This is a genomic window from Mesorhizobium ciceri biovar biserrulae WSM1271 (assembly GCF_000185905.1).
GTDB lineage: Bacteria > Pseudomonadota > Alphaproteobacteria > Rhizobiales > Rhizobiaceae > Mesorhizobium > Mesorhizobium ciceri.
The window spans coordinates 5743842-5765326 of record NC_014923.1 but is presented as its reverse complement, the minus strand read 5'-3'; the positions used below and the strand labels follow the sequence as shown (position 1 = coordinate 5765326).

The window sequence follows — 21485 nt, the reverse complement described above, 5'->3', positions numbered from 1 at the left end:
GGCTAAATTCCTATGACGAGTGCGCCTCCGCTGAGACCGGCACCGGCCGCCGCAAGAAGAATCTTTTCGCCTGGCCGAAACGGCTGCACCCGATGCGAAAGCGAGAGCGAGAGCGGGATCGTCGCGGCCGAAGAGTTGCCGTAGTCGGCAATCGTCTTGATAATTGCATCATCCGCTATGCCCAGATTCCTGCCGACCGCATCGAAGATGCGGGCATTGGCCTGGTGCGGCACGAAACGATCGATCTGGTGCGGCGGCATTTGGGCGGCCCCGAGCGCACCTCTCGAGCAGTCAGTCATCATCTCTACAGCCCTGGCGAACACTTCACGCCCGTCACTGATGGTCATCCGGGTTTGCTCGAGGTCCAGCTCGCCATGAAACGGCGTGTTGCTTCCGCCGGCGGGAATCTGGATCAGCCCGTAGCGCGAGCCGTCCGAGGCCAGCGCCGCGCCGAGAATGCCTCGGTCCGGCTCTTTGCACGGGGCAACCACCACCGCGCCGGCGGCATCCGCAAACAGCACCGCGCTTGCGCGCTCGGCCGGATTGATCCGGCGGCTGAGGATATTGGCGGCAATCACCAAGCTCGCTTTGCCATGGAGGCGGGTGAACCCATCCGCCAACATCAAGGCATAGATGAAGCCGGCGCAGGCGCCCGTCAGGTCAACCGCACCGGCGCGGTCGAGTCCCAGCCGGTGGGCCACCAGCGGCGCGCTCGGCGGCAGTAGATGGTCGGGCGTGGACGTCGCCAGCAACAGCAGGCCGATATCGTCACGCTCGACACCGGCATTCGCCAGCGCCATGTCGCCGGCGCGCGCGGCAAGGCTCGATAATGTGTCTTCGCCCGTTGCCCAGAAGCGCGACCGTATCCCGGTGCGCCGCTCGATCCAGCCGGGTTCGAGCCCGAGACGACCTTCGATTTCCGCGTTCTCGACCTTGCGCGCCGGCGCGTGATGACCGAAGCCGACGATGCGCGACGACCGGTTCATGATCGCGAACCGAAGCATTCGCCGGCCTCCTCTATGGCGTCATAGAGCCCGTCCAGTTCGTCGCCGGTGATGCAATAGGGCGGCAAAAGATAGAGGACATTTCCGAGCGGGCGCACCAGCATGCCACGCTCGAGGAAAAAAGCGCGCAGTTTCGGCCCGATCTCCGCCAGATATCCGGCCGAGCCGGTGCGCAGATCGAGAGCTAGGATCGTGCCGTTCGCTCGGCTCTCGGTGAAGAAGGGATTGTTTTGGAAGCGTTGCAGGCCAGCGGCCTGTCTCGCACTTAAGGCCGCAATCCGCTCGGCGACCGGCTCGCATCGCCAGACCTCGACATTGGCAAGTGCGGCCGCGCAGGCGATCGGATTGGCGGTGTAGGAACTTGAGTGGAAAAAGGTCTTCTTTCGGTCCACGCAATAGTGGGCCTGGAAGATGGCATCGCTGGCGAGCGTGGCTGCCAGCGGGACGGCGCCGCCAGTCAAGCCCTTCGAGGTGCACAATATGTCCGGTGAGATCGATGCCTGCTCGCAGGCGAATATGGTTCCGGTGCGCCCCCAGCCGGTCATCACTTCGTCGGCGATCAAGAGCGTGCCGGACGCTTCAGCGATCCGCTTCAATTCCGCCAGCACCCAGGCCGGATACATCAGCATGCCGCCGGCGCCAAGCACGAGCGGCTCGATGATGAGCGCGGCGGCGCGGCGGTCAAGAGACAGGGTCTCGAAACGATCCAGCGTTTCCTGCTCGCGCCCCGCGGCCGGAAAAGGAATGGTGTCGACCTCGAACAATAGCGGTTCGTAGGCGGCATTGAACACGCCCCGGGCGCCGACGCTCATCGTGCCGATCGTGTCGCCATGATAGCTGTGTTCCATGGCGATGATGCGCGAGCGCGGCGCGCCTATGTTGCGGAAATAGCCGAGTGCCATCTTCAGCGCGACTTCAACGCTCGTGGAGCCGCTGTCGGAATAAAAGACCCAGTCGAGGCCTGGCGGTACCATTTCGATCAGCGCCGAGGCCAATTGCTCTGCCGGCTGATGGGTGAGGCCGGCGAAGATCACCTGGTCAAGCATCCCGGTCGCGATCCGGATCGCTTCCATGATCCGTGGCTGGCGGTGGCCGTGTGTGACCACCCACCAGGAGGAGATTGCATCAAGGATACGCCGTCCGTCATTCGTCTGTAGCCAAGCTCCGTCGGTGCTGACGATCGACGGGATGGGCGGCTCGATCGCATGCTGGGTGAATGGATGCCAGACGCGCGACCGCGACATCATTCGCCTCCGGCAATCTGGGCGAGGTCGAAGCCGGCAACCATCGCCTCTCGCAGAGTTTCGCGCGTGAGTGGAGCCAGGTGCGGCAGTCTGCCGAGCCGACGCACCGCGCCGAACTCGGTGATTGTCCTTTGCGTATCGGCCGCCTCTTCACCGATGAAGACAACGCCGATCAGCGGGATGGAGCGAGCCCGCAGGGCTTCGATGGACAGCAGAGTGTGGTTGATGGTGCCGAGCTCGGTGCGGGCGCACAGGATCACCGGCAGCCGCCATTCAGCGAAGATGTCAATGAATCTTGTCTGTCGGTTGATCGGCACCATCAGTCCGCCGGCGCCTTCGATCACCAGCGGTGTGGGCAGGACCGGAAATGCAAGATCGGCAGCCTCGATCGAGACACCGTCGATCTCGGCTGAACGGTGCGGCGACAGCGGGCTCTTCAAGCGGTGGGCTTCCGGCAGCACGCGCCCAGATGGCAGGCCCGCGAGCCGTTCGACCACCTCACTGTCGGTCTCCTCATCGAGACCCGATTGCACCGGCTTCCAGTAGAAGCCGTCGAGCAGACCTGCGAGCCCCGCGGCGAAAACCGTTTTGCCAATTCCGGTATCGGTTCCGGTGACGACGATGCGTTTGCTCATGCCGTGGCCAACACTTCGGCAAGCGTCTCGACCATCGCCGCAATGTCAGCCTCGCCGACATTGAGCGTCAGCGAAATGCGCAGCCGCGAGGTACCCTCCGGCACCGTCGGCGGACGAATGCCGCGTAAGTCGAAGCCGCGAGCCTGCAGAGCCGCCGCGATCGCCATGGTGCGCGCCACGTCTCCAATGACAAATGGCTGTATCTGCGAACCGCTGGGCTTGGCTCCGCAATGCTCGGCCAGTTGCCGGCTTGCAAAAGCAACGTGCTCGTGCAACTCAACGCGGCGCATCGGCTCGTCGACCAGCATTGCGAGCGCTTCGCGCGCAGCCACTGCCATCAGCGGCGATGGTGCGGTGGCATAGATGAACGGCCGGCAGCGATTGACAATATACTCACACAGCACTCGCGGCCCGGTGACGAGCGCGCCCGATGCACCGAGTGCCTTGCCGCATGTATGGAGAGCCATGATGTTGTCGCGGCCCTCGAACGACGCGGCCAGCCCGCGGCCCCCCGGTCCCCAGACCCCGGTGGCATGTGCCTCGTCGACCAGTATGAAGGCCTCGTGCCGATCGGCAAGCTCAATCAGGCTCTCCATCGGCGCACAGTCGCCGTCCATGCTGTAGAGGCTTTCGACCGCGATCCAGATACGGCCAATGCCGCCCTCGGCGCGCCAGCGCCGGATCGCATCCTCAAAAGCATCAATGTCATTGTGCGCCACCAGCCTGAACTCGGCGCGTCCGGCCCGCGCCCCTTCATGCATGCTGGCGTGCGCGAGTTCATCGAGGATCAAGAGGTCGCCCTTTTTCACCAGGGTGCTTAGCAGGGCGAAGTTGGCGATGTAGCCGCTGCCGAAGAACAGCGCCCGCTCGGCACCGAAGAAGGCGGCAGCGTCTGACTCCAACGCCTCATGCTCCGGCGCGTTGCCGCGTAGAAGCCGCGATCCGGTAGCGCCGACCGGGGTGCCCCGCTGGATTGCCGCCGCGACTGCATCGCCAAGCCTCTTTGAGGCGGCAAGCCCGAGATAATCGTTGGACGAGAAGTCGAACCCGACCCGCGGCGCCATTGCGCGCAGCCGGTCCTTGCGTGCCAGCCTCTGCAAGGTGGCTTCATAGCGGGCGAGCGGTGGCTCGTTCATTTCGCCTCGCATTGCATCGGTTCGATGCCCAGACGCTTAAATAGACGCGTATCCTTGTCCTCTCCGGGATTGTCTGCAGTCAGCAGCGTGTCACCGACAAAAATGGAATTGGCGCCGGCAAAGAAACACAGCGCCTGGGTCTCGTCGCTCATACTTGTCCTGCCGGCGGAGAGCCTTACATAGGACTTCGGCATCATGACGCGGGCGAGCGCAATCGTGCGGATGAAATCGATCGGATCGATGGGGTCGGCATCGGCAAGCGGTGTCCCCCTGATGGGGATCAGCATGTTGATTGGTACGCTTTCCGGCGGCTCGGGTAGGTTCGCCAGCGTTACCAGCATGTCGATGCGATCGGCCCTTTCCTCTCCCATCCCGACAATGCCGCCGCAGCAGACCTTGATCCCAGCCTCGCGCACGCGCCCAAGCGTTTCCAGACGGTCGGCAAAGGTCCTGGTCGAAACGACCTTGCCGTAATAGCGCGCGGACGTGTCGATGTTGTGGTTGTAGTAGTCGAGACCGGCCGCTTTCAGGCGCTGCGCCTGGCTGAAGTCGAGCATGCCGAGCGTCATGCAGGTCTCCATGCCGAGCGCCTTCACGCCTTCGATCATGGCGAGCACGGCGTCCATGTCGCGGTCTTTAGGACTGCGCCAGGCAGCGCCCATGCAATAGCGGGTTGCTCCAGCATCTCGTGCCTTGGTCGCCTCCTCGATCACATGATTGACCTCCATCAGCTTCGATGCCTTCAGGCCGGTTTGGTGATGCGCAGACTGGCTGCAATAGCCGCAATCCTCCGGGCATCCGCCGGTCTTGATGCTGAGCAGCCGCGACAGCTGCACCCGGTTGCGATCGAAGTTCTGGCGATGGATGGTCTGGGCCAGGAAGAGCAGATCGTTGAACGGCATGCCGTATATAGCCTCGGCCTCTTTGCGGCTCCATCGGGCTAGTGCTTCCTGCATCGACTGCGTGGCATAGTCCGAGTCGCATTCCTCGTTCATTCCCGTCATCATCGTCAAAGCCTCTATTGCTGATCAGCGATCGCACTCACCAGTCCGCCAGTGGCGAGCCCCTTCCGAAAGGCTGTCGGCGCAACATTCGGACACCGGAAATATTGAAGGGTGACCCATGTAGCGTGCTCTTTCGCGCCTCTTTGATACGCGTGTAGCCCGAGCGCGTTGCTCCTCATTGTGTCTCCGTTAGTTCAAATGGGTGCTGATATTACCGCGAGCCGGCATATCCAGGCCGATGTCGAGAATGGGCGCGCTGTGTGTCAGCCAACCGACCGAGATGAGGTCAACACCCGTGGCAGCAATCGCCGGAGCCATTTTCGGTGTCACCCGACCGGAAGCCTCGGTGATGGCGCGGCCGCCGACCATTGCCACGGCGCGGGCAAGGTCCTCAACCGACATATTGTCGAGCAGCACCGCGTCGACTCCCAGCGTGAGCGCTGTATCGAGCTGCTCAAGGGTCTCGACCTCGACCTCGATCTTCACCATGTGCCCCGCGGCGGCGCGCGCCCGCTCTATTGTCGTGCGAATGTCGCCGGCGATCGCGATGTGGTTGTCCTTGATCAGGAAGGCGTCGTCGAGCCCGAAGCGGTGATTGGCGCCGCCGCCGACGCGTACCGCATATTTCTCCAGCGCGCGCAGGCCGGGCGTCGTCTTTCGCGTGCACACGATCCTCGCCTTGTGGCCGCGCACGGCTTCGACCATCGCTGCCGTGGCAGTGGCAATGCCGCTCAGATGACACAGAAAATTGAGCGCCGTACGCTCGGCGGTGAGCAGGCCCCGCGCCGGTCCGCACAGCATGGCGATGATTTCGCCCCCCGCGACATCGCTGCCGTCAACTCGCCAGATTTGCATGTCGATCGCAGGTTCGACGAGCATGAAGGCGAAGGCGGCCAGATCGAGGCCGGCAACGATCCCCGTTTGTCGCGACTTCAGCACTAATGTGGCGGTGCGATCGCGCGGGATCACGGCGTCGCTGGTCAGATCGCCGCATCTGCCCAGGTCTTCGAGAAGAGCGCCGCGCACGATCGGTTCGATCAGGGTTGAGGGAAGCGGTGAGAACTTCATGTCAGGTGCTCCGCATCGGTGCTCGCCAGCTGAGTGCGACGGCGGTCTGTATTGCGCTGCGCAGTGTCAGCCGCGACAGGCGCACGTCCGCATCGCGTCCGGCGAAATCGGAACGATAGTGCGAGCCGCGGCTCTCTTCGCGCCGCAGAGCCGCAAGGGCGATCATCAGCGCGACCATGGCGGGGTCGGAGGCGGCGCTGTCGTGAGCTGCAATCGGCAACAGGGTCGCCACCCCGTCGCGTAGCGTCTCGCCATCGCGGACGATGCCGAGCGCGGCGGAGACGATTGGACGGATGCCGGAGGCGTCCGGCCGTTGAGGCACGAATGCCGAACACACGCGCGGTCGGCGGGTGTGTGACACGTCGGCGACGCTTTCAGCAACCCAGCTCGCCGTCACCATCGCTTCGATAAGCGAGTTGCTGGCGAGCCGGTTCGCGCCGTGCAGACCCGTGCAAGCGACCTCGCCGCATGCCCACAGTCCGTCGATGGAGCTCCGGCCCGCAGCGTCTACTGCAACACCGCCCATGTGGTAATGTGCGGCCGGGCGCACCGGGATCGGTTCGGTCGCGGGATCGATGCCGGCCTCGCGGCACAAATCGGCGATCGCCGGAAAGCGCTTGTCAAATCTGAGGCCAAGACATTGCCTGGCGTCAAGGAACACACGGCGTCCGAGAGCGAGCTGGCGCCAAACCGCGCGGGCAACCACGTCGCGAGGCGCAAGCTCGCCCCCTGGGGTATCAGCCAGGAAACGCTCTCCCCGCTCGTCGACGAGCACAGCACCCTCGCCACGCACCGCTTCGCTCACCAGCGGCATCGGCCGCCGCGGGCCCTCAAGAGCGGTCGGGTGGAACTGCACGAATTCCAGGTCGGCGAACTCCGCCCCGGCACAAGCGGCGAGCGCGAGCCCCTGTCCGCATGAGCCGGGCGGGTTTGTCGTATCGCTGAACAAGGCGCCGATGCCGCCGGTCGCCAGCACCGCGCGGCGCGTTGGCAAGGCGATTGCGCCCGTGCACCCGGCCGCCACCACGGCGATGATCGCCCCGTCTTCAACGACAAGCCGGCGGGCCTCGACGTTCTCCAGGACAGTGATGGAGGCTGTGCGCCGTGCTGCCGCGACCAGCGCGCGCACCAGTTCGCGACCGGTGGCATCGCCCGCCGCATGCACGATCCGCCGCTGCGAGTGCGCCGCCTCAAGCCCGAGCCGCAACGCACCGTCAGCGCGTCGGTCGAATGCGACTCCAAACCGCTCTAGAGTCCTGATCGCTTCAGGTGCAGCTCGGACCACCCGCCGCACCGTCGCCTCGTCGCAGAGGCCGTCACCGGCCGCCAGGGTGTCACAAAGATGAAGTTCGGGACTGTCCTCGCCGCCGACACTTGCCGCAAGACCGCCTTGGGCGAGCTCGCTGCAGGCTCCGGTTCCCAGCTCCGCATTGGATAGAAGCACAACCGGTTCCGGCGCCAGATGGAGCGCTGTCATCAGACCTGCCAAACCAGAGCCGATGATCACCGGTGCCCCGCCAATGTCACGAACGTCGAGGCTCATAGGGAAAGCATTCGCTCGACTGAGCGGCGCGCGCGCCCTGCAATCCCGGCAGCGATCCGAACCTCATGCCGGTTCTCCTCGAGCGCGGCGCGGATGTTGGCCAAGGTGATGCGCTTCATGTGCGGGCAAAGATTGCAAGGCCGAATGAACTCGATTTCGGGATGCGCGACCGCGACATTGTCGCTCATCGAACATTCGGTTAGCAGGACGACGCGCACCGGTTTCTCCCGCTCGACATAATCCAACATGGCCGCAGTCGAGCCGGAGAATTCCGCCTGTGCGACAATCTCGGGCGGGCATTCGGGATGGGCGAGAATGATGACCCCAGGATGTGCATCGCGCAATTCCCGGATGTCGGCCGACGTGAAGCGCTCATGCACTTCGCAGTGGCCCCTCCAGGCGATGATCTCGACATCCGTGTCCGCCGCAACGTTTATCGCCAGATATTCATCGGGCACCATGATCACACGCGGCACGCCGAGCGATTCCACCACCGCCCGGGCGTTGCCCGACGTGCAGCAGATGTCCGACTCCGCTTTTACGGCCGCGGAAGTGTTGACGTAGGTGACAACCGGAACCCCCGGATAGCGCTGCCGTAGCAGCCGCACGTCCTCTGCCGTGATCGAATCAGCGAGCGAGCAACCGGCGCCGAGGTCCGGAATGAGGACCATCTTGTTCGGATTGAGCAGCTTGGCCGTCTCAGCCATGAAATGCACGCCGGCAACCACGATGACCTGCGCCTCGACCGTGGCCGCCTTGCGGGCCAGTGCGAGGCTGTCGCCGACGATGTCGGCCACGCAATGGAAGATCTCCGGCGTTTGGTAGTTGTGCGCAAGGATCACCGCGTTTCGATCGCGCTTCAGCGCTAGGATGGCTTCAATGTCGTTGGTAAACGCCGGCCATTCGACTGGCGGAATCACCCGCCGGACGCGCTCGTACAGGGACGCAGCCGTAGGTAACGCCCCAGTCATCAGCGCCTCCGCTTATATTCGATCTGACAATAAGGGGAATATGTCTACCTTGACTATAAGTATGTCAAGCCCGCGCGAGCGGCAATTTTGTCCCAGCCACAGCCCTGTCGTCGAGGACGGCATGCCGGAACCGATAGAGCTTTGCCGGTCGCCCGCCCGTCTCGAGAGAGGTCTCGCCAGTTTCCTCGACCAACTCTTGCTGCTCAACAAGCCTGCGGAAATTCGGCTTGTTGATAAGCCTCCCGGCGAGGGCCTCCACGGTCCGCTGCAGCTGAAGCAGCGTGAAGGACGGCCTCATGAGCTCGAACACTACCGGCCGGTACTTGATCTTGGAACGCAGCCGCGCAATGCCCGTCGCCAGGATTCGTCGATGGTCAGCGATCATCGCCTTGCCAGATGTCACCGCGGGCGCGACGTCCCGCCCGCGGCCAGCCTCTTCGATCAGGGCAGATTCGTAGAGCAACTCGTAACGTTGTAGCGTGAGTTCCTCATTCCAGTTGCGGTGGTCGAAACCGAAGGCAATCGCGGCGCGCTGCAGGCGTTCGCGTCGCGTGGTGGGGTCGCTGGCGCCCTCAGCCCACTCACTCAGGCGTGGTCGTAAGATATCGAGCACGACCGGCGTGCCGGAGCGATGGTCCTCCCAAGGCAAATACTCGTACCAACTGCGCCACCCACAATTACCGGAGCCCGCTGCCTGTTCCTTGCGAGTGAGTGCGAGATAACTGATTGAGATGGCGCGTTCCTGGCGCTCGGCACCTATGCGGTCCCGATCGGCGAAGGTGTAGAGCTGCTCGATGTAGCCGAGCGGGTGGCCGGTCTGTTGCTCGACCCAACCCCTCAGACCGGATTGCAGCGATCGATGCTCCAGCGCATATGGGCCGGACGGAAGGGTATCCGCGTTCCCGATGGTGAGAAGACAGGGATCACTGTCGGTTACGGCGACGACAACGGCGATCAGGTCCACTTTTGCTTCGTCGGCCTTGACCGCGGCTCTGCGTTTTCTGGTTCCTTTTGCCTGATGGTTCATGTTTGCGAAGGTGAGTTGTTCCCGAATTCGGGGTTATCAATCGATTGAATTTAAGCGTTGCTGCACGAAGGTCAACACCGGACAGTTGGACGCTCTTTTTTGCACTTCGCACTCGCATAAAAATATGCCAAACGCGACACCCGCGGCGGGTAACGCCAGGGAAGGACGTATCGGTTGAGCGCAACGGGTGAGACAAAGGCGATCACACCGCCGGATATCCGAGCGCGGAAGGGCCGGGCTCCACTCGTCTGCCTGACGGCATACACCACGCCGATAGCCAGATTGGTTGATCCACACTGCGACGTCGTTCTCGTTGGCGACAGCGTTGGCATGGTATTGCACGGCCTCTCATCGACGCTGGGCGTCACTCTCGACATGATGATCATGCACGGCCAGGCGGTGCGCCGCGGTCTGGTGCGATCATTGATGGTCGTTGACCTGCCATTCGGCTCCTATGAAGAGAGCCCCGTGCAGGCCTTCGGCAACGCTGCGCGCCTGATGGCGCAGACCGGTTGTGCGGCTGTCAAGCTCGAAGGCGGTGAGAAAATGGCCGAGACCATCCGCTTCCTCTGCGCCCGCGGCATCCCTGTCATGGCGCATGTCGGTTTAACGCCTCAGGCGGTCAATACGTTCGGTGGCTACCGCGTCCAGGGGCGGGGAGAAGATGCCGAGCGCATCAGGCGCGATGCCAATGCGGTTACCGAGGCCGGCGCCTTCTCCGTGGTGCTGGAGAAGGTCCCCGAACCCCTCGCAAAACGCATCACTGCGGAGATCGCCGTCCCCACCATCGGCATCGGCGCCTCACTCGCCTGCGACGGCCAGATTCTGGTGAGCGACGATATGCTCGGGCTTTTCAGCTCCTTCCGGCCGAAATTCGTCAAGCGCTACGCCGAACTTGGCGAACAGGCCGATGCAGCGATTGCGGCTTATGCCGCTGACGTCAGGAGACGGTGCTTTCCGGCGGCGGAACATCTCTACACCCACGAGGCGAGGGCCGGAGACGTCACATGAGCGTGCCGATCGTTCGAAGCACTGCCGAGCTCCGCGCTGTTACCGCGCGATGGCGTCGCTCAGGCGCCAAGGTCGCCCTTGTACCGACCATGGGGGCCTTGCATGAAGGTCATCTCAGTCTCGTGCGTGCCGCGCTTCAGAAGGCCGATCGGGTAGTCGTGACGCTATTCGTCAACCCCAAGCAATTCAACAGTGCCACCGACCTTGATGCCTATCCTCGCACGGAAAACCAAGATGCTGCAAAGCTGGCGCCGCTGGGCGTGCATTTGCTCTATCTGCCGGATGCAGAAGAGGTGTATCCGCCAGGTTTCGCCACGAGCATTTCGGTGTCCGGCATCAGCGAGGGCCTGTGCGGCAGCTTTCGGCCTGGCCATTTCGACGGCGTGGCGACGGTCGTTGCCAAGCTCTTCCTGCAGACCGGCGCTGACTTGGCCTGTTTTGGCGAAAAGGACTTTCAGCAGCTTCAGCTGGTCAGGCGCATGGTCCGCGACCTGGACATTCCAATCACCATCCTGGCCTGTCCGACAATCCGCGAAGCCGACGGTCTTGCACTGTCCTCGCGCAATCTTCGGCTCTCGCCAGCACAGCGGGCCATTGCCCCAAAATTGGCAGCGCTCTTGCTGGGGGTGGCCGATCGGCTTGCGCGCGGCGCTCCTGTCCTTCCCACTCTTGCGGAAGCGCGCGCGGCAATCCTGGCTGCCGGCTATCGCGAAGTCGAGTACCTGGAACTTCGCCGCGAGGCAGATCTGCAACCGCTGACGAGCCTTGACCAACCGGCACGCTTGCTTGTCGCGGCATGGCTAGGCGACATACGGCTTATCGACAACATAGGAATGTCACCAATTGGTGCAACAAATTAGAGGCTCGCGGCGCTGCATCGCCGCACAACAGGCTCATTGACCAGTAGCAGAGCAATGCCCGCGATTAAGCCGACCAGCTCGCAAACGTCGAATGGATCGCCAATCATTTAGGCGAAGGTCTGCGCCGAGCAACGGCACGGAGGTTTATGCAAAGCGCAGATGCATCGCGTGTTTGAAAATTTCCTCGAGCAACTCTCCGAAAGCGTCGATGCTGTCGATCTGTGTGAGACAATGGCGTCTGCCGCAGCCGCGTTAGACTTTCCGCTCTTCGCCTATTTCAGTTGCCCGTCAGCTTCCGGCCGGAAGCCGCGCTTGATTTCGAATTATCCCCCATCCTGGACATCGCGCTATATGCAATTGCGCTACCACAGGCATGATCCGGTGATCCTGCGCGGGCTTCAAGGCTGGGACACCTTTGATTGGGGTGTGGATTTAGCTCGGCAACATCTCCCGGCTGCACAGCAACGAATTCTGGAAGAAGCAGCTCGATTTGGCATTCGTTGCGGGTTGACCATGTCGATGCACGACCATCGCGGCCGCTTTGCTGCGCTGACCTTGGCTTCCGACCAGTCCCGTCCGCCTCTCTTGCGGTCACTGTCACGGTACGAACAAGCATTGCAGCTGGTCGCGATCAGCTTTCATATATTTGCCCGGCGCAGGCTCGCCGAAGATTGCGTGGTCGATGGCGTAATCCTGACCCCGCGAGAATTCGAATGCTTGAAATGGGCGGCGGATGGAAAGTCGGCTTGGGATATCAGCCAGATTCTCAGCGTGTCGAAACGCACCGTGACCTTCCATCTGGAAAACGCCAAGGCAAAACTTGGCGTGCGAACCATCAACCAAGCCGTAGCACGGCTGGCTTCTTCCCGACATTCGAGATCCTGATTCCTTTCTTCGGATACCTGTAAAGGTCTACAGGCTGCATGATTGTCGGCTTTGCTCTTCGATGGCGGGAACACATCCTGCACGGAGGCGACAAATGATGCAGCTAATCACACCTGAGCTCTACGATGAGTTTTCGAGCGAGCTCAAAGAAATGTACGGACTGAGGCATCGCGTTTTCAAGGAAAGGCTGGATTGGGATGTTCAGACCGAAGAGGAACTGGAAACAGACGCATATGACGGGCTGAGGCCCGTCTATCTCCTTCTCAAAGGATCCGACTGGCGCATTCGCGGTTGCGTCCGTTTGTTGCCGACGACGGGACCGACAATGTTGCGCGACACGTTTCCGATGCTGCTTGGCGAGACCGCGGCGCCAGCGAGTGCCCGCATTTGGGAGAGCAGTCGTTTCGCACTCGATCTCCCTGCATCAACGCCCAAGGCTGGAGGGCTGGCCCAAGCAACCTACGAGCTATTCGCGGGCATGATCGAATTCGGCTTGTCGAACGAACTCACTCGGATCGTGACAGTGACCGATACGCGCATGGAACGGATCCTGCGTCTTGCAACCTGGCCGTTGGCGCGCATCGGGCATCCCAAGGCGGTGGGCAACACGGAGGCGGTCGCCGGCTTTCTCGAGGTTTCGCACGCTAGCCTCATGCGCATCCGCTGGAGGGGACGTTTGAACGGACCTGTATTATGGCAGCCGGTTCTCGGCCTGCCGGCATACGCTTAAGATCTTCCCACACTTGAAGGCGTCATCGCGCTGCCGTTGGCCAAAGGCGTTTCAGAAGCTCGCATGAGGCCTCTATCGACGGTCGGGTATGGTCCATATTGCGGCGAAGGCTGGCGGCTCCAGCAAGGGAGCGGTGCGCAACAGGAAGCTGACCTCAATCACCGCCCGCGCGCTTTCCAACGGAGCTACTCAAGGAATCAGCCTTACGGCTTTGATACCTACGTGAAGCGATGCAGCGCGCCACTGCGTGATGACGACGAGGGGGCATCGCCGGCCGGGCCGGTCAAGCGGCCCGTGAAGGTGGAAATTTTCCGCCCCAGTCCGCGAGCGGACCGAGAAGGTCCCCCACCTTCCGCACCACGCCACTTGACAGTCCCGCCCGCCGCCGTGGGGCGGGCTCTCGCCATCCCTCCGGAAAGACCGGGGAGGCTTCGCCCGAAAGGGCTTTCCCGTCGGGAAACACACACTCAGGACACAGACCATGACCGAACTCGCAAACTTCATCCCCCTCAACGAGGACGGCACCTATCTCGATGGCGTCGTGCGCTGGCGTCTGTGCTAATCGAAACCACGTTCTTCCACAGGTGCAATCTTGCTTCTGTGAAATAAAATCACCTCGTACGAGCTTCCATATTCCGTCTTCACTCCATCCAAGCCGTATCTCTGCGCCAAGGGAGCCCATGCGCCTAGTTCATCGGGGAACACTTGATTACCCTGCTCGTCCATGACCGCTAATTTGAGGGGCTCTTTCGCCTCGACAACAAAGTACTTTCCAGAACTACCTGCATAGCCGCGCGCCGTGTTTACATCGTTTTCTGAGGTCATCCAAATTGCGTCGCCCGTGTGCCCGCTTTGCCCCCGACCGCCCCACACCCCATCCCTGTTAGCGTGGTTGAACTTTGTTCCCGCCGGAAGTTCTTCCATCTTCTTTCTCTCCCAACCAACTGAGGCTGCCTGATCTATGTGGTGAACGGTTTGTCCCTTGCCCTTAGCCGAAACCTGACTACTCGGTACGAGGACGATCACGGTCGCAGCAAGGATCATCCCCTTCCAGAAAGACGGGGGATGCACTCGATGAATCGGGATGGCCGCGGTGGCGGTCTCTTTCGGTGAGGATCTCATGTAAGGATTTCCTTGTGCTCGTTTGTGAATTGTCCGCCATCGCATCCGTTTCGCGATCGTCAAGTCGAATGGAGTTGCCGTCAGGTCGCGATGACCCGGCGGCGGTATTCGCTGGCGGCGTATGCCATGAGCGCGGCGAAGATCAGGCCGCCAGCAAGTTGTATCCAGTCAATGCTGGCGCCTGAAATAGCGATAGCAGGTTCCTGCGGCACCGGGTTGGCGGCCGGCCAAGCCAGTCCATCCGTAAAGCTCTGAGTAGCGGCAAGTTCCTTATGCAGATCAACCCGCTTGGGCCATTCAGGGTCATGCAGGCAGGCGAAATTCACGATCGAAGAGGCCTCGGGCATTGGGCAGGCAAGTGCATGTGACAGATGACGTATCCCGAGATAATTCACGCGTGCGACAATGTCCCGATCCAGCGTGCCCGAGACGCCTGCGGCATTGACGAGGCCGTCGACGCGTTCGGGGAACTGGGTAAGCGCTGCGTCAATTTCTTCGGGAGAACCCTGATCGATGCGAAAGAACGCGTCCAGCATCACGACGGGATCCTCCAGATCGACTCCAATAAGACGCGCGCCTTCGCACCGGGCGAGACGGGCGACTTCGGCGCCGACCCCGGAGCAGACACCGGTTACGACAACGGTTTTACCGGCAAGCTTCAACGGCTTCTCCATCTTTTCGCAAAGGACGGCGCTCTCGAATGTCTGATCAGGTCGCGGCGTCCTTGAGCGCCGACGCCGATTGGTTGAACTCTTCGATGCCGCCTCAGACTCCCGGGCGTGCGGTTGCCCGACTCGGACGTTTCGTGCCTCAGCGATTGAAGCAGCGATACGGGCCGATGCACCGCAGGTGCTGTCGCTTATGTCGGTTCGGGTACGATCGACAAAACTGATTCTATGCATGGTTTTCATCCACACCGTAGATGCAAAGCGCCCGTCGGCTTGGACGGTTCAAGCGCAAAAACCAGGCCAACTGACAGAGCGCTTCGGCCTGGCTGCTGGGTATGGTTTTCCTTAGGCGCAGCCGGTGCCACCGAGAGACCTTCGGCCCTCGACCGCCAATGCGATACCCTCATTTGCGGATGTCAGAAGCTGGAGAATATGGTCCCCGCCTAATGGCCGCTCATGGCCAAGATCCTCCTGAATTGCCCCTGACCGACAGTGAGTCGATTCCCTTACCTGGGCTGACAAAGGGCTATGCAATTCAGGCCAGGCAATCAATCAGGCGTGTCGAACTCGCGCGTCAAGGCCGTAGAGCGCAGCCGCAAACGCCAATATTGCTCAAGCCCTGCTACAACTTTGCAGCCGCCCGTCTATTCTGGTCGTCCGAAGAACTCTTTCCTGTGGCGAGCTGACAACAGACGCAACCCGGCGAGATTCCTCGCGACACGGAAGGGACGCTGCAGAGCGCTTCTGCTTACGAAATACATCTGCATGAGGCTCGGAGTCTTACTGTGCGACCCCTTGTTTGCAACACGGTACACAGCACCCCGGAACGGTAAGCAATTCAAGGGAGTTCCGCGCTTGGCCAGAACTGGTGCTATACGGACGTGGCTGCCAAGCGTATCTTTGATCCATTCGATGGGGGCATCTTCGATTTTTGCCGGCAGCCCGTACAGATCCGAACGAATGATCAGCGATGTTCCGCAATAGTGACTGAACTGGTCACGACAGAGCAGAACATTGCCGCCATCGTCCCAGAGATACCCCTTGTCAATCCTCCAGCCGTTTTCGTTCGGATGCTTAGAAGCATACTGCACGATACGAGAGCTTACCAAATCGTCGTCGTCAACGATCATGAAGAAGCGGCTGCCAGCGGCATTGAGCATGCCGGCAAGAACACGGCGGCCTTTGTCGGCGCGGAATGAATCCAGAAAGTCGTTCTCAGTCGCATCGCCTCGCTCATGAATATCGTTCGGTGGAAAGCTCACCCAGACCACCGAGAACTTATCGGGCATGACAGGAAGATCGGCCCCTTCATTCGCAACCACTATGCCTCGCCAATCGGGGTTGGTTTGATTGGCAATGGATGTGACGGTTTGGGCGAGGTTCCTCTTCAGGAGGCCCCAATCACGCGCGTTATCCTGATGCCTGACAGGCACAATGAACGTTACGGCAGTCATGACAGTCTCCAGTCGTTGACTGTGCCAACCGCCTGTTCTCTTGCCCATCTAATGCCGTCGTCGATCGACATTGCCTTGTAGGATAGATCGGTACCCCCCGAAAAAGCGTTCATGAACCGGCGAATTTTTCCGTAGTTGTTGTCCAGCACCGCGTGGGGGCGCGCTATGAGAATCGAACAGATGTGCACATGCAGGCGATCCGTAAGGATGGCCTTGCCACGGGAAATCTGCCGGATGCCGCGTCGAAAGCGGTTGTTGGCCGCGGCATTCAGTTTGCGCAACCGCACTTCTGAGGGGCTGAGGTGCAGCAAAGCAGATGCCGCACCGAGCGCTTTTGCAACGCGCACCCTCGAGTGGCGCTCGGTGATCCAGTCCTCCCTTGGGATATGGGGGTAGGCAGAGAAATCGACCGCTCCGACCTGCTCCTTGTCCTGGCGAAGCATCGCGAGCACCGGGAAGCGGGGCGCATCAGGCTGCACGCTGCCGATGCAAAAAGCCATGTCGGGGCAGAGATGCACTTGGCAATCGAACTTTTCCTGGGCGAACAGAAGGGATTCCTCGTCGCGCACCAGCAGCACGAAGTTCTTATGTCGGCCAATGGCGCGTCTGCTTTGCTCAAGCCGTTCCGGAGAGCTGTAATGGATCGATTGCGGAAACTGGACGATCTGCCGGTCGGGAAACAACTCCATTATATGTTCCCGGAAGTCCTGGTGAGATACCCATAAGTCGCCGAAATTGCCGCCCCCATGGATAAATATCGGCCCACTCGGAGCCATCCCCTTGAGTTCATCATGGGAAAAATCGTCCGTCGTGCAGACATAGGAAGGCCGCTTTGCGTAACGATCCTTCAAATAGGCAATCTCCCCCAGCCATATTGCCGAGTCGCCACAGTTCTTGATGTCGGGAAAATCCAGTATCGCTATCGGCTCATCGGGCCTGACGAACATCTTTAGGCAATCATGCGTTATGTCCTGCAGCGCAGCAATGAGTTCTAGTTCCTGAGCACCTGGCATCGTACCTCTCTTTTGAATTGACGAGCTGGAGATCACGCGTGGCTGACTTTGGACAGCGCCTTGAAAGCGAGCTTTCTCACTTCGGTTTCTGGCCCATCCGGACGGCCCATAACGATCCAGAGAAAGAGACTGAAACCGCAATAGAGAGTTCCGCCGAGGCAGATGAGGACGGCGAGTTGGAGAACCAAGCCGGTCTGCGTGGTCTGAACGCTGATGTAATGATCGGCGAGCGTTACACCTGCGGCCAGAACGGCCGAGCTGGCGAGCGCCCTGAAATTCGCCAACAACTGCGCCCTGACCGAGACATTGATGAGCCGCTCCACCACCACCATGTTGACGACAGCGCTGAACAGACCGGTGAGCACCCGGCTGAATATCAGCCCCGGTAGCCCCCAGCACACCAAACCGATCGAAATCACCGGTATGCGGACAAGAAGCATCTGTGTATCACGCACGAACAGGGTCCGGGTCTGCCCCAGCGCCATGCCAAGGGGCTGGTTGAGAGAACCCAATGTTTGCAGGGCGTAAACTGAGGCGAGCGCCTGGATGATGAAAATAGCGGGAAGCCATTTTTCGCCGAGCACCAGTCTCACCAGGGGATCTGCTATCACAGCCATCCCTATGCCGGCGGGCAGGGCAGCCGCTGTCAGCAGGGCCTGCGTTCGCGAATAGGCCGCCGCCAGACGCTGAGCATCATGGCGCACATTGGCGAACGCCGGATAGATGGTTGCTGTCAGTGGCGCAGTGGCTTCACGGGTGGCCATCATCGCAAGCTGCCCACCCAGCGAATAATAGCCAATGGCGGACCTGTCTAACAGCTTTCCTATGAGCAGGTAGTCGAAACGCCAGTTGAGCGTATTCACGATCTGTCCGGCAGTAATCCAGGCCGAAAACGAAAAAAACTCTCGCATGTGGGAGAAAGTTACGCGCGGACGGAACGGCATGACGAGGTAGGACGTCACAACATTTGTCGCCTGCATCACCAAAGTGCCGACCACAAGCGCCCAGTAACTCTGGTAGATGATCACAACGCCGATCGCGGCTACGAAACCGGCCACTCTCTGGGCAACGCTCAACACGAACTCTTGCCTGAAGATCAGTTCGCGCTGAAGAATGATTTTTCGCGGGTTCACCAGTCCGCTCATGGCAAGACTGAGGCTCAAAGCGAGCAAGACGCCGAACAGGCGCGGCTCGTTATAGATGAGGGACGCGGGATAGGCGAACGCGGCGAAGAAGATGCACAGTATGAGGCCTCGCGTCGCACCCAAGGTCCATGCGGCGCTGAAATGGGATTCCCTGGGGTCTTCATGACGGATAAGCGCTTCACTCAGTGAAAGATCGGTGATTGAGGTCACCACGGCCAACAATGTCGTCGCAAGCGCCACCACGCCAAAGTCCGAAGGCAAAAGATACCTGGCCAGGACAATGGTGCCCAGCATTGAGAGCCCGTTGACGATTATTCTTGAGAGAGTGACCCAGAGACTTCCCGCTACCAGGCGGTCAGCGATACTCATGACTGAGCCCAACTGGCAAATCCAGAACTCTCGGCTGCAGCCCCATTCTATCGGTGTCCTCTATGCGCAACTGCCCGGCACCGCGCCTGTCTCGACGTGGATACGATCAAAGCTTCCTCGCGCCACAATGCAGTGACGTGCGGGGACGCCAACGCACTTCTCGCTGTTTCACCACGCATTTCGGAATTTTCGGCCCGAGTCACTGCTCGCGGACTTGTCATCGCGTGTCCGTTCAATCGCGCGACCTCGTCTGGCCGCGAGCACCACCCCACGCTGATTTTCAACATTTGCTCGAGCGTCCCGTTGCTTAAAGATAGTCTTTGCGGATTCCGTTCAGAACCTCACCCAAGCGACTCTTCAAGCCGTCTAGCGAGCCATCGGGACTAAGCTGCGGTTCCCGGCGGCTCGCTTTGAACAGACCTGCTGCCGAGGGTGCGGCCAAGAATTTTTTGACCATCGACCGCAGCAAGGACTGGGGCCTCTCCGGGCGCGTGGGGCGTCGCCCTGGGGTTGGGCCAACCAACACTGGCTTCGGGAGGCTGCCGTTTGGTGTGACACCCCAAAAGGGCTTGCCTTTCGCCGACGCTTCCCCCCGCGAGGACACGGGTATCACGTGGGGCTTGTAGGTCGCGCCGACACTCATTGCCCAGTCGTTCCATTTGAAGTCATTGATGGAGGCCGATGTGGCTACCGCGATCCAAGGGACCCGAAAGGCATCGGCGATAATCGCGCCGTGCATGGATTCCGCGATGATTAGCTCCGATTGCGCAATATCGCGGATGACCGCCTTTGCGTCACCGCGTGGGTCCAGATACGTGAGTCCGGCCATCTCGCAGACGGCTTGCCACATGCCGTGTTCGGCGGATTCCCAGTGTGGAATGAAGGTCTTCTTGTATCGTTTCGGCAGTTGCTGGAATTCCGGCATCTCAGCAACCATGACGGCCGGATCAACGATGCCCCGTTCGACAGCAAGCCCGAGCCGTTCGGCTGTTTTCGGACCTCGCACACAGCGGAGATCCCATTCCCGGCTGTTGCTGATGTCGGGCGGTGTGCCGTAGCCCCAGCCGCTTCCCACAACCAGCTTGTGCACACCGCGTGGAAGCAGGCCCGAATTCAGGACAGTGCCGACGCCCACGAGCATTGTTTGTTGGCGCACCTCCCGGAATCCAGGCAACAGAAAGTCCCATAGCCAGAGATTGAGGTCGTCACCAAAATTGCCGTGGCTCGATTCCCAATGATATGGAGTCATTTCGCCTCCGCAAACTTAGCTGTCCCGAGTTCCCTCAGTGTCAGTAGCAACTCAGGGTCACGCCACGCCCAACGCGCGAGCAGGCCGACGTTTGGCACTTTGCCGCGACGAAGAAGTCCGGCCTGGCTCCAAAGCCTGGCGACGCGCTCTGCCCTTGGAGGTGGCGATTGACTCAACTTCCTCTGGCCGTCGGGCAAAACAAGCTTCGAGCGCGTCGAGCGCTGCCCAGGTGTTGAATTGCTGCTGCAGGAAGTGGCGCGATGTGCGGTCGATGCTGTGAAAGATATTGACGCCCAAGCCGCGCACGACGCCCGGATCACCGCAGAGCAGGCTGCGCCGAGAGGCGAGGATTGTATCGCAGAAGAAAAGCACGTCCTCCGCGGCGCGCCGAAGAGTGGCGTCGAAACGGATTTTTTTGAAGATGGTAGGGCCGATCACCATTCCAGAGAGATGGAGAAAGCTCCAGTCCTTCAGCATTGCGCTCGCAAGGTCTGGAATTTCGATGACCAGCGGCTGCTCCCCCAATCGAAGCACCCCGTCCGCCTCTGCGAGTTCGGATATTGCGAGGTGGTAATGGAACTCTTCGCTCGCCTCAATTGAGGCCCAGTAACAGTCCCCTCCGAAGCACAACATGCTCTCAAAAGCGTTGTTCAGATGATGTGGCAGCCACGTATCGTCTGAATCGAGGAAAGCGACGAAACGCGTCAAAGGCGAAGTGTTCTCAAGCCCGGTGTTGCGAGCGCCACCAGGGCCGGCGTTGGCCTGCCTTATGACCGTGATGCGCGATCTCTGATCGGCGTCAAGCGCTTCCATCTCGACCTCAGCCGGAAGAGGGGACTCATCGTCAATAACCAGAACCTCAAAGTCCCGATATGTCTGCTCGAATACGCTCTGTAGCGACCGGCGAAGAATGCCCGCTTTTGTCTGATAAAAAGGGATGACGATTGTGAAAGTGGCCAATTCTCATCCTTGCCTTCGGGAGGTCTGTAGCGAGGCCCGAGTAACGCATTCGGCAATGGGTGGCCAAAGTGATTGTATGGATGATGATCATCCATGGCGTGGATAGGCCGTCAGTGGCTGGCTCGGCCTCGGCGGCATCCTCCTCGTCTATGGCAGCGATAAGCTCGGGTTACTCGGGCGGACTCTCGGTTGCCCATTCCCCTGGCCAGGGCGGCCCCTTTGAGATGGCTAGCAAGACGGCAGGACCACCGGATCCAGGGTTGAGCAAGCCGAATTCCTGCTCGAGAAGGTCGGTGGTAATCAGCCTGGGTGGCGCGGACATGGTCGGTACAGTCGATCACACCATATCGCGCCAGTCAGTTTTTTCCGACTTGATCGGACCCAGTT

General features: G+C 60.8%; 19 protein-coding genes and 1 pseudogene. 4 read left to right on the top strand and 16 right to left on the bottom strand.

What is annotated here, in order from left to right:
- Positions 1–2: 2 nt before the first annotated feature.
- From MESCI_RS27955 to MESCI_RS27915, 9 genes are all read right to left on the bottom strand, one after another.
- Complete coding sequence (locus MESCI_RS27955; protein ID WP_172832176.1) at positions 3–986, bottom strand: beta-ketoacyl-ACP synthase III; 984 nt, start codon at positions 984–986, stop codon at positions 3–5.
- Positions 983–2248 carry an adenosylmethionine--8-amino-7-oxononanoate transaminase gene (locus MESCI_RS27950; RefSeq protein WP_013533327.1) on the bottom strand — a complete coding sequence of 422 codons (1266 nt, stop codon included), beginning with the start codon at positions 2246–2248 and terminating at the stop codon, positions 983–985. The genes MESCI_RS27955 and MESCI_RS27950 overlap by 4 nt, the downstream gene beginning before the upstream one ends.
- A complete protein-coding gene (gene bioD / locus MESCI_RS27945) occupies positions 2248–2883 on the bottom strand; it encodes a dethiobiotin synthase (protein WP_013533326.1) in 636 nt (211 codons plus the stop codon). The genes MESCI_RS27950 and bioD overlap by 1 nt, the downstream gene beginning before the upstream one ends.
- Complete coding sequence (locus tag MESCI_RS27940) at positions 2880–4019, bottom strand: 8-amino-7-oxononanoate synthase (protein WP_013533325.1); 1140 nt, start codon at positions 4017–4019, stop codon at positions 2880–2882. Before MESCI_RS27940 ends, bioD begins: the two co-directional genes overlap by 4 nt.
- Positions 4016–5026, bottom strand: a complete 1011-nt coding sequence (gene bioB / locus MESCI_RS27935) for a biotin synthase BioB (RefSeq protein WP_013533324.1) — start codon at positions 5024–5026, stop codon at positions 4016–4018. The genes MESCI_RS27940 and bioB overlap by 4 nt, the downstream gene beginning before the upstream one ends.
- Before the next feature lie 186 nt (positions 5027–5212).
- Positions 5213–6091 (bottom strand): carboxylating nicotinate-nucleotide diphosphorylase, encoded by an 879-nt coding sequence (gene nadC / locus MESCI_RS27930; RefSeq protein ID WP_013533323.1) that lies wholly within the window; start codon positions 6089–6091, stop codon positions 5213–5215.
- Between the two features lies 1 nt (position 6092).
- A complete protein-coding gene (locus tag MESCI_RS27925; protein ID WP_013533322.1) occupies positions 6093–7634 on the bottom strand; it encodes an L-aspartate oxidase in 1542 nt (513 codons plus the stop codon).
- Positions 7631–8605, bottom strand: coding sequence for a quinolinate synthase NadA (gene nadA, locus MESCI_RS27920; RefSeq protein ID WP_013533321.1), 975 nt, complete (start codon positions 8603–8605; stop codon positions 7631–7633). The genes MESCI_RS27925 and nadA overlap by 4 nt, the downstream gene beginning before the upstream one ends.
- A gap of 64 nt (positions 8606–8669) precedes the next feature.
- Positions 8670–9632 carry an NUDIX hydrolase gene (locus tag MESCI_RS27915; protein ID WP_013533320.1) on the bottom strand — a complete coding sequence of 321 codons (963 nt, stop codon included), beginning with the start codon at positions 9630–9632 and terminating at the stop codon, positions 8670–8672.
- A gap of 174 nt (positions 9633–9806) precedes the next feature.
- Here MESCI_RS27915 and panB point away from each other — a divergent pair, with 174 nt between their 5' ends.
- From panB to MESCI_RS27895, 4 genes are all read left to right on the top strand, one after another.
- Positions 9807–10643, top strand: a complete 837-nt coding sequence (panB, locus tag MESCI_RS27910; protein ID WP_013533319.1) for a 3-methyl-2-oxobutanoate hydroxymethyltransferase — start codon at positions 9807–9809, stop codon at positions 10641–10643.
- Positions 10640–11503 carry a pantoate--beta-alanine ligase gene (panC, locus tag MESCI_RS27905; RefSeq protein WP_013533318.1) on the top strand — a complete coding sequence of 288 codons (864 nt, stop codon included), beginning with the start codon at positions 10640–10642 and terminating at the stop codon, positions 11501–11503. Before panB ends, panC begins: the two co-directional genes overlap by 4 nt.
- 159 nt (positions 11504–11662) lie before the next feature.
- Positions 11663–12388 carry a LuxR family transcriptional regulator gene (locus tag MESCI_RS27900; RefSeq protein ID WP_013533317.1) on the top strand — a complete coding sequence of 242 codons (726 nt, stop codon included), beginning with the start codon at positions 11663–11665 and terminating at the stop codon, positions 12386–12388.
- Positions 12389–12482: 94 nt separating this feature from the next.
- Complete coding sequence (locus tag MESCI_RS27895) at positions 12483–13118, top strand: acyl-homoserine-lactone synthase (RefSeq protein WP_013533316.1); 636 nt, start codon at positions 12483–12485, stop codon at positions 13116–13118.
- Between the two features lie 558 nt (positions 13119–13676).
- On the opposite strand, the gene MESCI_RS27890 is transcribed toward MESCI_RS27895, so the two are convergent.
- The 7 genes and pseudogenes from MESCI_RS27890 to MESCI_RS27860 all read right to left on the bottom strand — a co-directional run bounded on the left by MESCI_RS27890 (position 13677) and on the right by MESCI_RS27860 (position 21098).
- Positions 13677–14240, bottom strand: a complete 564-nt coding sequence (locus MESCI_RS27890) for a hypothetical protein (protein ID WP_224688065.1) — start codon at positions 14238–14240, stop codon at positions 13677–13679.
- Between the two features lie 80 nt (positions 14241–14320).
- A complete protein-coding gene (locus tag MESCI_RS27885; protein WP_013897109.1) occupies positions 14321–14902 on the bottom strand; it encodes an SDR family NAD(P)-dependent oxidoreductase in 582 nt (193 codons plus the stop codon).
- Between the two features lie 650 nt (positions 14903–15552).
- Positions 15553–16362 (bottom strand): galactosyl transferase, encoded by an 810-nt coding sequence (locus MESCI_RS27880; protein WP_013533313.1) that lies wholly within the window; start codon positions 16360–16362, stop codon positions 15553–15555.
- The gene (locus tag MESCI_RS27875) at positions 16359–17375 is read right to left on the bottom strand and encodes a polysaccharide pyruvyl transferase family protein (RefSeq protein WP_013533312.1); all 1017 of its coding nucleotides are present in this window, start codon (positions 17373–17375) and stop codon (positions 16359–16361) included. The genes MESCI_RS27880 and MESCI_RS27875 overlap by 4 nt, the downstream gene beginning before the upstream one ends.
- Positions 17376–17407: 32 nt before the next feature.
- Entirely contained in the window at positions 17408–18889 is a 1482-nt protein-coding gene (locus MESCI_RS27870) for a lipopolysaccharide biosynthesis protein (RefSeq protein ID WP_013533311.1), read from the bottom strand.
- Between the two features lie 307 nt (positions 18890–19196).
- Positions 19197–20138 (bottom strand): polysaccharide pyruvyl transferase family protein, encoded by a 942-nt coding sequence (locus MESCI_RS27865; protein ID WP_013533310.1) that lies wholly within the window; start codon positions 20136–20138, stop codon positions 19197–19199.
- Positions 20135–21098 (bottom strand): annotated as a pseudogene (locus MESCI_RS27860) (glycosyltransferase family A protein). The gene MESCI_RS27865 and the pseudogene MESCI_RS27860 overlap by 4 nt, the downstream one beginning before the upstream one ends.
- Positions 21099–21485 lie beyond the last annotated feature (387 nt).

Excerpts from the sequence above, each read along its gene's own strand:
- MESCI_RS27955 (WP_172832176.1), bottom strand. The coding sequence starts at position 986 with ATGAACCGGTCGTCGCGCATCGTCGGCTTCGGTCATCACGCGCCGGCG.
- MESCI_RS27950 (WP_013533327.1), bottom strand. The coding sequence starts at position 2,248 with ATGTCGCGGTCGCGCGTCTGGCATCCATTCACCCAGCATGCGATCGAG.
- bioD (WP_013533326.1), bottom strand. The coding sequence starts at position 2,883 with ATGAGCAAACGCATCGTCGTCACCGGAACCGATACCGGAATTGGCAAA.
- MESCI_RS27940 (WP_013533325.1), bottom strand. The coding sequence starts at position 4,019 with ATGAACGAGCCACCGCTCGCCCGCTATGAAGCCACCTTGCAGAGGCTG.
- bioB (WP_013533324.1), bottom strand. The coding sequence starts at position 5,026 with ATGATGACGGGAATGAACGAGGAATGCGACTCGGACTATGCCACGCAG.
- nadC (WP_013533323.1), bottom strand. The coding sequence starts at position 6,091 with ATGAAGTTCTCACCGCTTCCCTCAACCCTGATCGAACCGATCGTGCGC.
- MESCI_RS27925 (WP_013533322.1), bottom strand. The coding sequence starts at position 7,634 with ATGAGCCTCGACGTTCGTGACATTGGCGGGGCACCGGTGATCATCGGC.
- nadA (WP_013533321.1), bottom strand. The coding sequence starts at position 8,605 with ATGACTGGGGCGTTACCTACGGCTGCGTCCCTGTACGAGCGCGTCCGG.
- MESCI_RS27915 (WP_013533320.1), bottom strand. The coding sequence starts at position 9,632 with ATGAACCATCAGGCAAAAGGAACCAGAAAACGCAGAGCCGCGGTCAAG.
- panC (WP_013533318.1), top strand. The coding sequence starts at position 10,640 with ATGAGCGTGCCGATCGTTCGAAGCACTGCCGAGCTCCGCGCTGTTACC.
- MESCI_RS27900 (WP_013533317.1), top strand. The coding sequence starts at position 11,663 with ATGCATCGCGTGTTTGAAAATTTCCTCGAGCAACTCTCCGAAAGCGTC.
- MESCI_RS27895 (WP_013533316.1), top strand. The coding sequence starts at position 12,483 with ATGATGCAGCTAATCACACCTGAGCTCTACGATGAGTTTTCGAGCGAG.
- MESCI_RS27890 (WP_224688065.1), bottom strand. The coding sequence starts at position 14,240 with ATGAGATCCTCACCGAAAGAGACCGCCACCGCGGCCATCCCGATTCAT.
- MESCI_RS27880 (WP_013533313.1), bottom strand. The coding sequence starts at position 16,362 with ATGACTGCCGTAACGTTCATTGTGCCTGTCAGGCATCAGGATAACGCG.
- MESCI_RS27875 (WP_013533312.1), bottom strand. The coding sequence starts at position 17,375 with ATGCCAGGTGCTCAGGAACTAGAACTCATTGCTGCGCTGCAGGACATA.
- MESCI_RS27870 (WP_013533311.1), bottom strand. The coding sequence starts at position 18,889 with ATGAGTATCGCTGACCGCCTGGTAGCGGGAAGTCTCTGGGTCACTCTC.
- MESCI_RS27865 (WP_013533310.1), bottom strand. The coding sequence starts at position 20,138 with ATGACTCCATATCATTGGGAATCGAGCCACGGCAATTTTGGTGACGAC.